This window comes from Rhizobium anhuiense bv. trifolii, from assembly GCF_024346605.1.
In the GTDB taxonomy this organism is placed as follows: domain Bacteria; phylum Pseudomonadota; class Alphaproteobacteria; order Rhizobiales; family Rhizobiaceae; genus Rhizobium; species Rhizobium anhuiense.
Genome location: NZ_CP098803.1, coordinates 1,132,024 through 1,147,439 on the forward strand (window position 1 = coordinate 1,132,024; position 15,416 = coordinate 1,147,439).

The following is a 15,416-nucleotide window of genomic DNA, read 5'->3' on the forward strand; positions in this document are numbered from 1 at the left end:
ATGCAGCAAAAATCGTATGGTGTAGTCGCGAGATCCGCAGCTGCCAGCGACCACGAGGCTCATGTCGAGGAGATCAGGAACCGCGGCTACACTGTCTTGCCTGACGTGCTCTCGTACGACGAGCTGTCCGGTTGGCGAAAGAGGATCGATCTCACTTATGCCAAGCAGGAGCAGGAGTTCGGCAGAGATCGTCTTGTTGCGATCAAGGAACTAGACCTTTGCCGCGCGCCGCTCTTGTATGATCGTGATTTTCTCGGTCTTGCGGAACACCCGAAGATTATGGAAATCGTCAGGGCTCTTCTTGGCGAGTGGTTCATTCTTAATCTTCAGAATGCAATCATTAATCGCCCGAACATCGAGCACCACCAAAGTTCCTGGCACCGGGATCTGCCTTATCAGAACTTCGTCATCTCGCGACCGCTTTCGGTGAACGCACTATTCGCAATCGACGACTTTTCCGCGCAAACCGGCGGAACCCAGTTCCTGCCGTTCTCCCACAAAATCGAGTATCTGCCATCTGAGCAATATGTAGCGGCCAATCGGGTGCATGGCGAGGCACGAGCAGGTTCTGTGATTCTATTCGACTCAATGGTCTTTCATCGCGCGGGTGCAAATTCCTCGCCCAATATTCGCCGCGCTATCAATCAGATGTACACGGTTCCGATACTGAAGCAGCAGTATGATTTTGCGAAGGCGTTGGCAAGTGAACGGTCCGCGCTTTCCGAAGGCACCTTGAGGCTATTGGGCTTCACCTCGGAAGTCCCGTTGAACGACCGTGAATGGCGCGCTGCGCGCGCGGCGAAACTCGGTATCGCAGGATGAAGTCCGGGAGAGATCCAGACGGCAGCGTTGTTATCAGCGTTGTCGTTCCAGTGTATGGGTGCGACGGTTGTATTGAAGAGCTTTGTGCCCGGGTGCGGCTTGCTCTGATGGACATTCACGTCCCCTTTGAAATCCTATTGGTGGATGACCGCAGCCCTGACCAGTCCTGGGCAAAAATTGTCGCAGCACACGAGCATTTCCCGGAGGTAACGGGCATTCGCCTCAGCCGGAATTTCGGACAGCATATTGCGATATCTGCGGGCCTTGCGGCAGCGAAGGGAGAATATGCGGTTGTCATGGACTGCGACCTGCAAGATCCGCCTGAGCGGATCCCCGATCTATACGCCAAGATAAAGGAAGGTTACGATTTCGTGCTCGCCAAACGAGTGAGCCGCAGCCATTCTGCCGGCCGTCTCATTGGCGCCAAAGCCTATTTTTTTCTAATGGGGCGTTTGCAGAAAGCATCCTTCGATAGCTCTTTCGGCACGTTTTCGATCCTGTCACGCAAGGTGATTAATGCGTTTCTGCGCTTCAGCGAGAGGGAGCGGCACTATCTATTCATCCTTGGTTGGCTCGGTTTCAATGCTGGAACTGTTGAATACGATCATAACCAACGTTTCGCCGGAAAGAGTTCCTATTCTTTGTCAAAACTCATACGGCATGCCATGGATGGAATTTTCTTCCAGTCTACCGACCTACTCAAGTGGATCGTAACAACCGGGTTGACATTTTCTCTTGTTGGGCTCATTTCGAGCGTATACTTTGTATGTAGCTATTTTTTCTACGGATCATCCCCGGGGTGGACGAGTCTCTTTGTGGCAATGCTGACGTGCACCGGAGCAATTCTGATTTCTCTTGGCGTTCTGGGACTCTATGTTGGTAAGATCTTCGATCAGGTGAAAGAGCGTCCCCTTTATGAGGTGGACCTTGTTCTGGAGCATGTCGAGAAATGAAGGCGCTTCCGCCCGGTACGATCCTCCAGCTAATGTATCTTTCGGAGCGTCTGGGAAGGTTGCAGCCGGGGCGCTTTATTGAGATCGGCGCGGGGAACGGTGAAATTACGAGCCTCTTGCTTTCCCGGGGATGGATCGGATCGGTCTACGAGTTCGACGCGGATACTACGGCAAGGCTGAAAGAGCGTTTCGCGGACCCAATTGTTGAGGGTCGCCTAGCGCTGATGAATTCCGATTACGTCCGATCGGAGACAGCAGACGTCGATATCGTCATATCATCGATGGTCATGGAGCATTTGAGCGACGAGGACGAAGCGCTCTTCATGCAGAAGTCACGCGCCAATCTAGAGCACAAGGCCGGAACTCTTATCGGCATCGTTCCGGCCGGCCCTCGTTATTGGGGGATTGAGGACGATATTGCAGGCCATTTCCGCCGATATACGCCAGATCGGATCGAAGCTATCACACGAACATGCGGCTGGTCGCTACAGGACCTCAAAGGCCTAACATTCCCCGTTTCAAACCTGTTGCTGCCGGTCTCCAACTACCTCGTGACGAAGCAGGAAGGGGCAAAAGTCAGCCTATCGAAACTGGAGCAGACCAAAGAATCTGGTCGGCGAAATGTCAAATTTAAGACTACTTTTCCGTCGATTTTCTCGTTGATTCTCAATCAGTACACCATGTATCCATTGCACCTCCTTCAGAAGGTGCTGGGCCCCACCGACAGGTCGCTTGTTCTCTATTTTGAGGCGAGGCCAATCTCGCGTTGAGTACGGTGTCAGGAAAGGACGGAATTTTGGCAGATGCGAGCAAGCAGGACGTGCTGAAGGCCGTCGCGCAATACTACTCCAGTAAGCTCGCTGAACACGGGCAATCACCGCGCGGCGTTGATTGGAACGGTGAAGAAAGCCAGTTTCTGAGATTTGCCCAGCTAAGCAAGGTCATCGTTAACTCCGACGACTTCTCTGTCAACGATCTGGGATGCGGCTACGGCAGCTATTTTGATTACATCCGCAATAATTGCGAACATGTCCGCTATACTGGTATCGATCTTTCGGCCGACATGATCGCCGCCGCTACGCAACGGTTCGCCGGTTTCGATAACGGGCGGTTCGTCGTCGCAAGCGAGCCTGACACTATTGCAGACTATGGCATAGCAAGCGGGATCTTCAACGTGCGACTCGACGGGGGGGAAGAAGTCTGGCACACCCATATTCTCAAGACTCTGGATGTGCTCGACAGGACCAGCCGCCGTGGCTTCGCCTTTAATTGCCTAACTTCCTATTCCGATGCGGATAGGATGCGCGACTACCTGTACTATGCGAATCCGGGCGCAATGTTCGATCACTGCAAGCGAAACTATTCCCGCGAGGTGGCGCTGCTGCACGACTACGGGCTTTACGAATTCACGATACTGGTGAGGAAATCATGAGGAAAAGGCTAATCATATTTGGAACCGGAGAAATCGCCCAAATCGCCCATGCCTACTTTTCCAACGATTCCGATTACCAAATCGTCGCGTTCACCGTCGACAGCGCTTACCTGGGCGAGACGGAGTTCTGCTCTCTACCTGTCGAACCGTTCGAAACGGTAGCCGAAACCTATCCGCCTTCCGAGTATTCGATGTTTGTCGCCCTGAGCTACACGAAACTAAATGCTTTGCGACGCAGCAAATACGAGGCCGCAAAGGCGCTGGGATACCCAATTGCAAGCTATATCAGTTCACGCGCGAGCGTCCTCAACAATGGTCGCATCGGCCAAAACTGCTTCATTTTTGAGGACAACACGATCCAGCCATTTTCCGTCATTGGCGACAATGTCACCTTATGGAGCGGCAACCACATCGGCCATCATTCGACGATCGGCGACCATACGTTCATCGCCTCGCACGTGGTCGTCTCCGGTGGCGTCGAGGTCGGTGAACAATGTTTCATCGGCGTAAACGTCACTTTGCGGGATCATATCAAGATCGGAGACCGGTGTGTGATCGGAGCGGGCGCGCTACTACTGGCCGATGCCGAGCCTGACGGCGTGTATGTCGCGCAGGCGACGGAGCGGTCGAAAGTGCCCAGCACCAAATTGCGGCGGATATGACCGCCATGAAACGTTGGCATAAGCTTGGCCAACTTTATATTCCCTCTGGAACGCACCCGAAACTTCGGACCCACGCGGCGAATCCTTTACCGGTTCACCTCGAAAACGACGTCTATCGGGTGTTTTTCAGCGGGCGTGACGCCGATAATCGTTCTTCCGTCGGCGCCGTCGATATTGACATCGTGAAAAAGGTCGTTGTCAAGGAGCATGTGGCGCCGTTCATCGAGCATGGCCCTGCGGGCAGCTTCTATGAAGCCGGGATCAGTATCGGTAACTGCTACACCGCCGACGGTTGCCTCTACATGCTTTTTATGGGATGGCAAAATCCTCCTAATGGACATTGGCGCGGCGATATCGGACGCTTGCGGGTAACGCCGTCGCTGGAACTTGAACTCGATCGGCATGGGCCGTTCATCGGAACCAACGCCGAGGATCCAATCAGCCTCTCCTATCCGTGGGTCGAACAGCGCGAAGACGGCGCCTTTCTGATGTGGTATGGCTCAACCCTTAACTGGGATGCCGGCAACGGCGAAATGCTGCACGTGATTAAGTCGGCGATATCGAAAGATGGACACGCCTGGCAGCGGCGAGGCGACGCAGTGCCACATCAGATCGGGGTGGCGCAGGCTTTCTCACGACCTACGGTCATACGCCACTTCGGATCCTATCACATGTGGTTTTCATATCGCAGCGGGCTGGGCGAAAACTACCGCATCGGCTACGCAGCCAGCGATGACGGCGAGGCATGGGAGTTGAAGTTGTCGGAGGCCGGCATTGATGTATCACCTTCCGGCTGGGACAGCGAAATGATCGAGTATCCGTTCGTATTCGCTCACGGAGATCGTTGGTACCTGATGTACAATGGGAATCGCTTTGGAAAGACCGGGTTTGGCCTTGCAGTTTACGACTAGAGTTGACCATTTGAAATCGATCGCCAATTGGCAATCGCTGACGCAGTTTGTGCGCTACGGTACATTGGGCGCTCTCACAAATATTTCGGGGTATGTGCTTTACCTCGGTATCACCTATCTCGGCGTCGGCGCGAAGCTGGCGATGACCGTGCTCTACTGCGTTGGCGTCTGCATAAGCTTCGTGGGTAACCGACGGTGGGTCTTTGGTAGCAATGATGGAATGTTTGCCACAACTTTGCGGTTCTTGCTGGCCTATGCGATAGGCTATCTCGTGAATTATTCAATCCTGGCCGTATTCGTTGATCGTATGGGCTACAATCACGCCTATGTTCAGGCAGTATCCATTATTGTTGTTGCTCTTTTTCTATTTGCCACATTCAAGTTTTTCGTGTTTCCCCGTGCCGGCAAAATGAATGGATGCGTAGGATGATCCGCTGTCTTCACTGCGATACCGTCTTTTCTTCCTCCGAAAACAGTGAGATATGTCCGGCTTGCGGCTGGACTCCCGCAAGGATCGATGGATTGCCGGCATATGCGCCCGAGTTGGCCCAGGCCGGAGGTGGATTCGAACCCGGGTATTTCGATGACCTTGCTGGGCTGGAAGCGAACAATTTTTGGTTTCAGTCTCGCAACAAGTTGTTGCAGTGGGTGCTGAGGCGGTTCCGCCCGAATTTCAGTTCCTTTTTGGAGGTTGGCTGCGGCACCGGCTTTGTTATCACAGGCATAGCCCGTCTCAATCCGCATGCTCGCATTGCAGGGAGCGAAATCTTTACCGCTGGCCTGAGCTTCGCCCGCGAACGCGTGCCGACGGCATCCCTGATGCAAATGGATGCACGAAACATTCCATTCATTGAGGAATTCGAAGTAGTTGGCGCCTTCGATGTGCTCGAGCATATCGAGGAAGATGAGTTAGTCCTATTACAACTGCATGCCGCGCTGAAAGAAGGCGGTCTGCTCATGATCACGGTGCCTCAACATCCTTGGCTCTGGAGCACCCTCGACGAATACTCGCGCCACTTCAGGCGCTACACGGAAGCGGAACTTCGTCGAAAGGTGGAAGCAGCTGGATTTGAGATCCTTAGAAACACGTCCTTCGTGACGCTGCTCCTGCCGGCAATGGCGTTGTCGCGATTAGTGAGGCGCGACAAGCCGTTAGGGGAAATCGATGTGCGCGCCGAACTGCAATTGCCGCCCGTCGTAAATATGATCTTTAAGTTTTTGTTGTCTTGCGAGATTTTCCTCATCAAGGCCGGTATCAGCGCGCCTGTGGGCGGCTCTCGACTGGTCGTGGCTCGCAAGCCCGAGGGCTCCTAAAGGTTGCCCATCTGCTTTTCGCCGGCAGCATATTGCCCTCTCGCGATAGTCAAACCTTGAGCGCGGCCCGAAATACTGCCGGTATATGAATACGTCGCCGCCGCTCAATGATGGCGGATACCGGACATTGCCTCAACATGTAAGGCCGTATATCGATGGCATCCTCCGGAGCGCCCACGCAATCGAGATGAAATGATATGAGTGATCAGAAAATTCCCTTCAACTGGCCTCACATGACCGGTAAGGAGCTGTACTACATAGCCGAATCTCATTTCAACGGCGCCCTTGCGGGTGACGGCCCGTTTACGAAGCGATGCCACGAATGGCTTGAGACTCAAACAGGTACTGTCAAGGCACTGTTGACACACTCGTGCACCGCAGCTTTGGAGATGGCGGCCTTGTTGCTGAACATCTCCCCCGGCGACGAGATCATCATGCCTTCCTATACGTTCGTGTCGACGGCCAATGCATTCGTTCTGCGTGGTGGTGTCCCTGTGTTCATCGACATCCGCGAAGACACGTTGAACATCGACGAGACTCTGATCGAAGCCGCGATCACACCGCGAACAAAGGCAATCGCTGTCGTGCACTACGCCGGTGTCGGGTGTGAGATGGATGCCATCATGGAAATCGCACGACGTCACGGCTTGAAAGTTATCGAAGATGCGGCCCAAGGCGTGCTAGCTACGTACAAAGGCCGCCCGTTGGGAAGTATTGGTGATATTGGCGCCTACAGCTTTCATGAGACGAAGAACGTTATTTCGGGAGAGGGCGGCGCGCTTCTGGTCAATGACCCCATTTTTGTTCAGCGTGCAGAGATAATCAGAGAAAAGGGTACTGATCGCAGTCGGTTTTTTAGAGGCCAGGTCGACAAGTACACATGGCAAGAAGCGGGTTCATCATTCCTTCCCGGAGAGATCGTCGCCGCATTCCTTTGGGCGCAACTAGAGGACGCAACGAGGATCACGAATCGGCGTTTGGCCAGTTGGAATTGGTACCATGAAGCGCTAGCGCCCCAGGAATTCAGAGGTACTCTGCGACGTCCTTTTGTGCCGCACAACTGCAGTCACAACGCCCATATGTACTATGTTCTTCTGGATCCGGCAGTTGAGCGCGACGTAGTCCTGCAACAACTAAGGCAACGCAACATCGGCGCAGTATTCCACTATGTTCCGTTGCATTCGGCGCCAGCGGGCCGGCGCTACGGACGAGTTTGCGGTAGCATGGAAGTGACGGATGCAGCATCCAGCCGCTTAGTTCGGTTGCCTCTCTGGGCTGGCCTAACCGAGCAGCAGCAGCAGTTGATCGTGACCTCGTTGGAAAGCGCGATAGGACGTTAGAAGATTCCTGAGGTAGTAAGAAGGATTTCTAGTTAGCTCAGCACCCTATCGGTCTGTGTATATGGCATATTGACCGCTCTTCCATGTTGCGCCAGTGCGCTCACTATCAAACGCCATCTGCGTAGTGTTTGTGACTAGGTAGTGAGTAATATGTTCAGACGCCATTAGTTGCTTGAGCGCCGAAACCGTTGGAGCAGCGTCAAGCCGTTTAACGACTTCGATCCTCCGTCTTGCTTCGTTCCCGACATTATCGCTGCGCAGTTCGAAAAGGCGTGGCCGGGAAATATAAGCGGGGATACCGCTTAGAGCCACCAATGCAGATGCATCGTCAATGTCTCGGGACGCCTCAGGCTGACCGGCAACAACGAATCGGGGAGTATCTTCGACATTTTTCTCGAGCTCCGAGGCGACCGCAAAAAGCGCGGGAGGGAATTGGACATCATAAAAATTCTTTGCCCAATCCATTTGTGGACGTCGCAATTCAGAAATATTGGTCGCCATCAATGCAAGCGAGATCGTTGCGGCGAACACTAGCAGTTTCCATGAGGCCGTTGCGGTCGCGCCGGGAAGAAGCGCCGGAGCCGCCATGGCGATAAATCTGACCGACCAGACGCATGTGACAACCACAAGAAGTGGGCCTGCGCGATGCCGAAATTCTGTAATGTCCCCATTAGGCGGCATGGGTGCCAAAATCACCATAATCGAAGCCACCGCCAACAGCAAAAATGGTATCGCGTCGAACTCAACCAGCTTTTTTTGAGTGCCGCATACCGCTGCGGCTCCGAAAAAGATTGCAATCCAGGGGCCTAATATTCCCGTAAATACAAGTCCTATGCCGATCACGGCCGCGCCCTCACGTCCTAACGTTTGGGTGAGGCGGGGGTAGAGCGCCTGATAGCCGGTCGGTGGCTGGCCTAGATGTACCGTTTCCACGTACGAGAAGAGGAAATCTGCCGCATTTGTGCGGATTTCCGACCAGGAGATCGCGATCAACAAAAGGCAAAGCAGGGCCAATCCGCAGATAACACTCAGTATTTTTTGGCTCCTTGAAAGCTTTGTCGTTCCCACAACTAAACTGAGGACTAGGCAGGGCGCCAACCACGCAAATGTATTTGCTCGGACTAAGAGGCAAGCGGCGCATAGGAACGAGCCAACGACGAGTGCAGCGCGACTTTTCGTTTTCATCCAGTAAATAAGCATGGCGATCGAACCGCAGGCCACGCCCAGGCTATATGCTGTTCCCGGAGCTGCATCCAGGAGCCAAGGGAAGCTCAGAAGACCGTTGCCAAGTATAATTCGATCTGGGCTTGGGACGAGCGCTATCGCTGTCAGCGCAACCAGGGCAATTCCTCTCCCTCCAAGTGCTATGCCTAGCGCAACGATACCAGTCGCCATAGTAAGAGTGCCTAAAGGTATCCACACCAAGACTGCGGCATTTAAAGCCGATATCTCAGATAATCGAGCAACGAGTGCTGTCGGCATATAACTGGCAACGTGGTAGAGCGGAAGTTGGACATCTGCCATGGATGTCATTCCACGATGTAGGGAGCTAGAAGCGCTGAATTGCGCGATCGTCCCAGCATGCAGGAGAATGTCTGACCAGAACTGGAGCTTGCCAGTTTCTTTGAATTCCTGCAGTCGGGTGACTAAGTCGTAAGACCAAATGAAGGTAAATAAGGCGACGACTATTCCTAAAACTAGATCATTTCTCGATCTGCTTGTGGTGCTGCACCGAAAATATGCGCAAATCAAAATAAAAAAAATAAATGAAATTATAGAGCATTGTAAAAATAAGCTAAAATATTGAGATATCAATAATAAATACGATATGATTGAAAATCCAGCAATAAATTCTAAAAACGGTTCGTTAATTCCGGAAATTATACCCGTAACCCGACCCGAAAGAAAAATTGCGACAACTATAAGAGCCAAGGTTAGCTGCGCTTCTAGTCCCAAGATGCGGGCTGAAGCCCACAAGGAAATCGTAAATAGGAAGGCGATACCGAAGTTCATTCTACGATCAGCCGTGCTAGCCATCGAGCATAGTCATCCATATTGTGTTTTCTTCTTTAAAGGAGGCAGCATCCATTTAGGTCATAACAATCCATCCTCGTATGGCAAGCACTAAAATGAAGTCCTCAACGTTTTCAAATGCACCCCCGCGGCGCATGCTTCGACTTGGTTGGCCAGCCTCGATAGCCTGAGGTCAATACCCTCGCGAGCATAGCGTTCGCTCTCGCGGTTGAGTGGCTGGTGCGGGGCGAACTTCTCAAACAGAACCATCGCCAAGAGGTTCGGTCCTGCAAACCCGCGCGGTCTTACATGGAAGGATGCCGGTGGTCGGCTGATCTTCTCGCATTCGCGGCAGATAAACTTCTCCCGCACCGTCTGGATGACCTTCCATCGAGGGGATGATCTCCAAGGTGTCGGTAATGTCTTCGCCGAGCTTTGACAGCTTGCCGAAGCCGCAGCAGGGCAACTCGTCGGGGCGGCGGTTGAGGTCTTGGCTGCGAAGTCCGCCGCCAGTTCGTCTTCGCGGGAGTCAACTTCAAGTTCCCCAAGCTGTAGTTCCATCAGCTCGAGAAGCGCGCCTTACGCTCAGACCCGCTCCCGCAGGATGAAGCGAAGGGATCGATGACCGTCGCCCGAGGCTTTCTTGGACCATAGGCCGGAGCCTCGAGGCCGCGCTCGGTGTATTTACGCACCGTCTTGCGATCGGTGCCAGTTTCTCTGGAAATAGCCGACACCGTCAGCCCCAGCTGATGCAGATCCAGGATCTCGTCTCCCTCAGTTTGATCACCAACATCCCCCTTCCGACCATCGGAAGGAGTATCGGCGATGACACGCCGCCGGTCTTCCGGGGCGCGCCCCGGAAGACCGGCGGCCGCAACACCTAGGGAAGATTCAAACGGCACTATTGGGGAGTATTGCTCCGATACTGACACCTTCAGCGTTTCCGGCGCAATCGAGGCATCGACCTTCAAGACGCGGCCACCTTTGCAGCCGATCTCAATGCGCGATGATTTTGCCGGCCGTTTGCCGTGACGTTCTCTGCTGCCGCGGCGCGAATCTGGTTCGCTTTCCGCATCCACCCCCATCAGCGCCACCGACAACAGCCTCATGCCTGCTCCACCCGGCTACCTGATGACGCGACCAAGTTTTTTCCGCCAGGTGTAAATCTGCTGCGGGAGAATATCGTGCCGGCGGGCAATTTCGGCTACGCTAGAACACTCGTCTCAACCTCCTCCAGGATCCGAAGCTTGTCCTCCTCGGTCCAGACACGGTCGCACTGGAAGCCTGTCAGAATCTCAACCCTCCCCATAAGTTCACCCTTAACTACGTCGCTAACTACGGAATTAGTGACGTAACTTCAGTGCATCGGGCTAATATGTGCGGACTGGGAGACGGGGCTCCGCTTTGGTTGGCCGTGGGGGAGGCTTCAGGCGGCCTCACTTGAGGGCGAAATTGATATCGCAAACCACGCTGATAGGCTGTGCTTCGTATATTCCGCTAATTAGCTTTGAAGAGTCAGGCAGAGTCTGGTGGTACTGCCTGTAGATATAGTTACCGTGATGTCCCCCGGCACTTTCGGCCAAGTAGTTGATAATTTCAGCATGGCTGTCGTACTGGCAGCCCTTTGTGTCTATCACGGACCTCCTGAAAGTTAGGGTACCGCCGAAATAGTTCCGATCAGAACGATGCGCGGCGAGCCTCTTTCCGTGCTCGTCGAGGACTGGGAGGAGAGAGGCCTTGCCATCCGAATCAATCTTACTCAGCGTGAACCAATTCTCCGCGAGCCCTAGGTCATAGTGGTTGAACACGTTGATAGGTGTGATCCCATAGACGTGGGCGGCATCGCCGAACGGGCCCAAAAGGGAAAGGGAAGATTGTATAGGCGACTTCGGAGCTGACAGAAAGATCCATGGAGTTGGGATTGTCGTCACATAGCAAATTGTTAGAAACGCCACGTGAAGAAAAAATGGGGTTATAGGATCTCTGAAAGACATCTTAGCTTCTACCGTCTGGCCTTCAGGAAGCAGGACATACTCCTTCTTCGGAGTAGGAAGGTGGCAAACCCCAAATAGCTTCGTGCGGCGGTCTGCGATGAAACGATAGATGGCCCGCCCACCCACGAAACTTGCCGCAAGTAAAATAGGGTAGAAGGGGGTGAGCAACGCAACCTTCTTGGTCAGCAACAGATAAAAGTCATACCCCTTCGCAGCTACCGTCTGGCTACTGGCATCGATACCGTATAGGTCCTTTTGAGCTTCACTCGGGTCGATACCATGCGCTGTGAGCCATTTAGTATTCTTCGAAAGCGGCCTTAGCTGCACCCGGTTGAATATATCCGTCGCTTTAATGAAATTCACCGTCCGGTCGCAGAGGTTGCATCGGTCGTCGTAGGCGACATTCAAGGTTTTGGCTCCGGAGATGAAAGCCCGCTGCCAAAAAAGACCTGCAAAGAACAGAAACTCGAATTCAGCCAGCATGCCTAGGCTCAAGACGAACTTGCTGAGACAGAAGAATAAGAATGCCCAGATGAGCGCGTAGGTCCTTGGCCATCCGCCCCACACTACGCATGCTACGACGAGAAGGTACCAAGGCAACATCCCCCACAATGCGATGCGGGCGAGCATTACGAATACACTGGAGTAAGTGAATAACTGGGCGAACTCATCGCCGAAAATCGACATGAAGTTGTTTGTCAGAAGTTGTGGCCCAGCATAACCCTGCATCCAAGCAGGCTCCCCAAGATGCATTGCAAGTGAATAGAGACAGACAGCACCATATCCCAGAAGCGCAAGGAACTTTGCCGCCTGCAAGGTGGCTGTGGGCGCGAGGCCGTTGCGGTAATAGCCAGCGGCAACGAGGCGTCCGAAGAGGTGCGGCTGGCGTCGCAACCTTGCATCAACCGAAAAATGAGCGCCGGCATTGGCAAATATCAGCAATAACCCGAAGAGCGCAGCGATATCATTTCCGAGCGTCGAAGTTCTAAGCGAGGTGTCGCCAACCTGCCATTGGAAGACAATCAGGACTACCAAGGCGAGCTGTGTGAACATGCCAGAAGCCACCATCAAACCGCCAACGATGCTTACCAACGCCGGAACGAAAACGCGATAGTCGCTCCAATCTGAAGAGGTGAGGTAGTGCAGCAGCCAGTAGGCGCGATAAATCATGATGAGCCCGAAGCCCATCCGGAGAAGCGCGAATTTGGGCGCCTCGTTCACTGGATTTGATTCAAACGCACCACGTCGTTCGAGAAAAGCAGAAAACGAATTTAGGCGTTCGTAAACCCGCGCAGCCGGTCCATATCTTACGGCAATAATTATGACCGCCAATGACCCAAAAAAGGCACTGAACCTCGTGATGTATCCTTCGGTTTCGAAGGCCCAGCACATCAACAGCGTGAACGCATAGAAAACACTAAGCAACACCAGCCTTCGGCCTGTGCTGGACAGGTGAAACGCTGATTTATCATTCGTAGAAACGTCGAATGTGCTCATAAATGGGGCTCCGGCTGCGCGGCGACGGTCTTTAGCTCGTGCAACTAGCAAAAATCAGGGAAGCGGGACAGGCCCAATTGGCTAGACGCACTCCTTTTTTGGTGAACGCTAGACGTTCTACCATGTTCTGGGACGCAAAATATGCTGTTCCCGCTCCATGACGATAAGGGCCGGCGAGCTTCCAGATGATCTGAACGTGCTGAAAGCGATAAAGAGTTCAACTGCTGCTCGACGTGTGCTCAAGACAATGTTTGCACAAAAGATGAGGAAATACGGTGAATTTTGGAGAAATCATCTCCGGGGTAGAGCATGCTATGCAAAGCGCGACGTCAGGTCCGTGGTATGGACGCGGTCCCAAAGGCTCCGAAAGTTTTGGTGGCGGGTGCGTTGCGACCACGGGAATTATCGCGGTATGCAATCTGGAAGACATTGCTGCTCTCAGCCGATGCCCAGCTCACGGGCTGGATGGATAAGCGGCTACGCCTGTAGCTAGGAGCGCTCGGAACGCCGCGTATTGAGAAGTCGGCGAGCTGCTCAGTCAGGCGCCTTCGGTAACCGCCCCTCTTTTTTTCCGGCAACTATAAAGTGCATAAGAAGCCCCATTCCGCTTTCCACCACGTCCGGGTAGCTTGCGGCATAGAAAGATGGGTCAAATAATGGGGATGGCGCCAATCCTGCCTGCTCACCGCGAACGACATAATCCTTTAAGAGTTGCGATTTCCACAATCCCATTTTGCCGGATTGAGATCCGTAGAACTTCGCGTCGAACAGCCCGCTCTTCGCGATGACATTCAAGTGCTTGAGTTGGTTAGCCAAGCCGTGCTCTGTCCGCAACTTCACCACTTCGCTCTTGAGGGGCGCAAATTCGGCAAGAACCGCTTCCAGGTGCCCTTGAATCCGTTCCATCTCCTTCCTAGTCCCGGTCAGTTCGTCTTTCAGCTGCTCCATCGTCTTTCCAGTGGCGGTCAGCTCATCTTTCATCTGCCAATAGACGTCATAGCGTTCGCTTAGAAGAAAAGATGCCTGTTTCAGTGTTAAGGTGCCTTCACTATGGGCAGCGATAGCAATGAAATACATACTCTGTGGTGCTTCACGAGTAACCCTCCTTATTTCTCCGTCATCCACCAGCACCTCCGCTTCTGATGTAGATGCATCTGCCGGCAAAATGGTCGAAGATACTAGCAAGCGCTGACCGAATATTCGAACCGCACCGAAGTGATCTTTTAGGAGATCGATAAAATCCTTACGGTTTAGCTCTTTCGTATGAAACGGATTGTCGTATGCCTGCCTGGTGGAGTAAATATCTACGTTCGGCGAGGAGATGACCAGAAGCCCGTTCGGACGCAAGAGGCGGGAGAATTCAGCGATCGCACTCTGCTGATTTGAGACGTGCTCGATTGTTTCAAACGATACAACCAAATCGGCGCTTTCGTCCGGCAATGGGATCGCTGCAGCGTCGCCTTGCTTAAACGTTAGGTTCTCGCGCGTGTAACGACACGATGCATGCGCGACGGCCTCGCCGGAAACATCAACACCAATGACCGACACCGCGTGCTCAGCCAACATGGCCGAGCCAAACCCCTCTCCTGACGCAACGTCAATAACGTCTTTGCCTTCTGCTAGCTCCCGGCACCACGCATAACGATGCATATGCTCCTGCCGGATTTCGCCGTTGAGTTCGGGGTGAAAGCGCTCACCGGTGAACTCTAGCGAGCTCATTGCCTCTTCTTGCATTTTGTGCGATCCCCTATTCCGAACTGTCTAACTTGCTGCATGCAGTACCGTCATCAACGAATCGCTACAAACGACATCGCTGCGGGATACTCAACCGCAAAAATACGGAGCTGTGAAAATCCGGCCTGCATAATGTAGGCCCAAGCATCTGCCCCGAATTCGGTGTGGACGAGATAGTCGCTTGCGCTGAGAGTTGGATCGCCATGATAGGACGGTTTAAGACCGTCGCGCGAACGCGACATTCGACCGACAATGATAGGGACGGTGAAGCAAAGGGCTCCGCCAGCTTTTAACACTCTGCGACATTCCTGCAAGGCATGTACAGGATTTTCAATATGCTCCAGCGTATCAGAATGGACAACGACATCGAAACTCTCCGCATCGAAGGGGATTGCGTGCATATCTACACGGGGGTATTCGGCAAACACATGCCCCGGCAATTTCATAAGCAGGGAATGCAATGTTCCTGCTTCGTTAATTTCGAGAATGGAAGCCTTCGAACTGGCGGACGCAACAAAATCCGAGAGAGTTTTATCTGTCGAAAATACATTTCGCAGCCCATCGGCGAGTGCTATCGACCGGAGGTTTGATCCGCAACTGGTGCATTGCTCACCTTGCTGCCTGTCGATATAGCGACGTTCTTCCGCAGACATCTGCCACTCGTCCGCCAGCCCATCCCACAGTACCTCACTAAATTTAAATTCCGTTGATCCGCAAACCGAGCAGCAGAGCCCTGTGGCCATT

Annotated in this window: 14 protein-coding genes and 2 pseudogenes; 9 read left to right on the forward strand and 7 right to left on the reverse strand. The window is 53.3% G+C overall.

Annotation, left to right across the window (positions count from 1 at the left end; all coding sequences use genetic code 11):
- From NE851_RS14055 to rffA, 9 genes are all read left to right on the forward strand, one after another.
- On the forward strand, nt 1-822 hold the full coding sequence (locus NE851_RS14055) for a phytanoyl-CoA dioxygenase family protein (RefSeq protein ID WP_097595337.1): 822 nt from the start codon (nt 1-3) through the stop codon (nt 820-822).
- Nucleotides 819-1,775: a glycosyltransferase family 2 protein gene (locus NE851_RS14060; RefSeq protein WP_097595336.1), complete on the forward strand. Its 957-nt coding sequence runs from the start codon at nt 819-821 to the stop codon at nt 1,773-1,775. The genes NE851_RS14055 and NE851_RS14060 overlap by 4 nt, the downstream gene beginning before the upstream one ends.
- Nucleotides 1,772-2,545, forward strand: a complete 774-nt coding sequence (locus NE851_RS14065) for a class I SAM-dependent methyltransferase (RefSeq protein WP_254961069.1) — start codon at nt 1,772-1,774, stop codon at nt 2,543-2,545. The genes NE851_RS14060 and NE851_RS14065 overlap by 4 nt, the downstream gene beginning before the upstream one ends.
- Before the next feature lie 26 nt (nt 2,546-2,571).
- Complete coding sequence (locus tag NE851_RS14070; RefSeq protein ID WP_097595334.1) at nt 2,572-3,207, forward strand: class I SAM-dependent methyltransferase; 636 nt, start codon at nt 2,572-2,574, stop codon at nt 3,205-3,207.
- Nucleotides 3,204-3,869, forward strand: coding sequence for an acetyltransferase (locus NE851_RS14075; RefSeq protein ID WP_097595333.1), 666 nt, complete (start codon nt 3,204-3,206; stop codon nt 3,867-3,869). The genes NE851_RS14070 and NE851_RS14075 overlap by 4 nt, the downstream gene beginning before the upstream one ends.
- 5 nt (nt 3,870-3,874) lie before the next feature.
- Nucleotides 3,875-4,780 (forward strand): glycoside hydrolase family protein, encoded by a 906-nt coding sequence (locus NE851_RS14080; RefSeq protein ID WP_245434933.1) that lies wholly within the window; start codon nt 3,875-3,877, stop codon nt 4,778-4,780.
- 10 nt (nt 4,781-4,790) lie between these two features.
- The gene (locus NE851_RS14085) at nt 4,791-5,210 is read left to right on the forward strand and encodes a GtrA family protein (RefSeq protein WP_245434931.1); all 420 of its coding nucleotides are present in this window, start codon (nt 4,791-4,793) and stop codon (nt 5,208-5,210) included.
- Nucleotides 5,207-6,094 carry a class I SAM-dependent methyltransferase gene (locus tag NE851_RS14090; protein WP_245434930.1) on the forward strand — a complete coding sequence of 296 codons (888 nt, stop codon included), beginning with the start codon at nt 5,207-5,209 and terminating at the stop codon, nt 6,092-6,094. Before NE851_RS14085 ends, NE851_RS14090 begins: the two co-directional genes overlap by 4 nt.
- Nucleotides 6,095-6,291: 197 nt before the next feature.
- Nucleotides 6,292-7,434 carry a dTDP-4-amino-4,6-dideoxygalactose transaminase gene (gene rffA, locus NE851_RS14095; protein ID WP_254961070.1) on the forward strand — a complete coding sequence of 381 codons (1,143 nt, stop codon included), beginning with the start codon at nt 6,292-6,294 and terminating at the stop codon, nt 7,432-7,434.
- Between the two features lie 45 nt (nt 7,435-7,479).
- On the opposite strand, the gene NE851_RS14100 is transcribed toward rffA, so the two are convergent.
- The 7 genes and pseudogenes from NE851_RS14100 to NE851_RS14125 form a co-directional block, all read right to left on the reverse strand.
- Nucleotides 7,480-9,447, reverse strand: a complete 1,968-nt coding sequence (locus NE851_RS14100) for a hypothetical protein (RefSeq protein ID WP_245450284.1) — start codon at nt 9,445-9,447, stop codon at nt 7,480-7,482.
- A 141-nt stretch (nt 9,448-9,588) separates the two neighbouring features.
- Nucleotides 9,589-10,043: pseudogene (locus NE851_RS14105) on the reverse strand (IS66 family transposase zinc-finger binding domain-containing protein); the annotation flags it as partial.
- A 15-nt stretch (nt 10,044-10,058) separates the two neighbouring features.
- Nucleotides 10,059-10,211, reverse strand: a pseudogene (locus tag NE851_RS14110) (IS21 family transposase); the annotation flags it as partial.
- Between the two features lie 360 nt (nt 10,212-10,571).
- Nucleotides 10,572-10,646, reverse strand: a complete 75-nt coding sequence (locus NE851_RS35355) for a hypothetical protein (RefSeq protein ID WP_097595362.1) — start codon at nt 10,644-10,646, stop codon at nt 10,572-10,574.
- A gap of 237 nt (nt 10,647-10,883) precedes the next feature.
- Nucleotides 10,884-12,938 (reverse strand): DCC1-like thiol-disulfide oxidoreductase family protein, encoded by a 2,055-nt coding sequence (locus tag NE851_RS14115; protein WP_097595329.1) that lies wholly within the window; start codon nt 12,936-12,938, stop codon nt 10,884-10,886.
- Between the two features lie 534 nt (nt 12,939-13,472).
- Nucleotides 13,473-14,672, reverse strand: coding sequence for a class I SAM-dependent methyltransferase (locus NE851_RS14120; RefSeq protein ID WP_097595328.1), 1,200 nt, complete (start codon nt 14,670-14,672; stop codon nt 13,473-13,475).
- 53 nt (nt 14,673-14,725) lie between these two features.
- Nucleotides 14,726-15,415: a class I SAM-dependent methyltransferase gene (locus NE851_RS14125; RefSeq protein ID WP_097595327.1), complete on the reverse strand. Its 690-nt coding sequence runs from the start codon at nt 15,413-15,415 to the stop codon at nt 14,726-14,728.
- Nucleotide 15,416 lies beyond the last annotated feature (1 nt).

What these genes read in the sequence shown, in the direction of transcription:
- NE851_RS14055 (WP_097595337.1), top strand. Translation starts at nt 1, where the DNA reads ATGCAGCAAAAATCGTATGGTGTAGTCGCGAGATCCGCAGCTGCCAGC.
- NE851_RS14060 (WP_097595336.1), top strand. Translation starts at nt 819, where the DNA reads ATGAAGTCCGGGAGAGATCCAGACGGCAGCGTTGTTATCAGCGTTGTC.
- NE851_RS14065 (WP_254961069.1), top strand. Translation starts at nt 1,772, where the DNA reads ATGAAGGCGCTTCCGCCCGGTACGATCCTCCAGCTAATGTATCTTTCG.
- NE851_RS14075 (WP_097595333.1), top strand. Translation starts at nt 3,204, where the DNA reads ATGAGGAAAAGGCTAATCATATTTGGAACCGGAGAAATCGCCCAAATC.
- NE851_RS14080 (WP_245434933.1), top strand. Translation starts at nt 3,875, where the DNA reads ATGAAACGTTGGCATAAGCTTGGCCAACTTTATATTCCCTCTGGAACG.
- NE851_RS14090 (WP_245434930.1), top strand. Translation starts at nt 5,207, where the DNA reads ATGATCCGCTGTCTTCACTGCGATACCGTCTTTTCTTCCTCCGAAAAC.
- rffA (WP_254961070.1), top strand. Translation starts at nt 6,292, where the DNA reads ATGAGTGATCAGAAAATTCCCTTCAACTGGCCTCACATGACCGGTAAG.
- NE851_RS14100 (WP_245450284.1), bottom strand. Translation starts at nt 9,447, where the DNA reads ATGAACTTCGGTATCGCCTTCCTATTTACGATTTCCTTGTGGGCTTCA.
- NE851_RS14115 (WP_097595329.1), bottom strand. Translation starts at nt 12,938, where the DNA reads ATGAGCACATTCGACGTTTCTACGAATGATAAATCAGCGTTTCACCTG.
- NE851_RS14120 (WP_097595328.1), bottom strand. Translation starts at nt 14,672, where the DNA reads ATGCAAGAAGAGGCAATGAGCTCGCTAGAGTTCACCGGTGAGCGCTTT.
- NE851_RS14125 (WP_097595327.1), bottom strand. Translation starts at nt 15,415, where the DNA reads ATGGCCACAGGGCTCTGCTGCTCGGTTTGCGGATCAACGGAATTTAAA.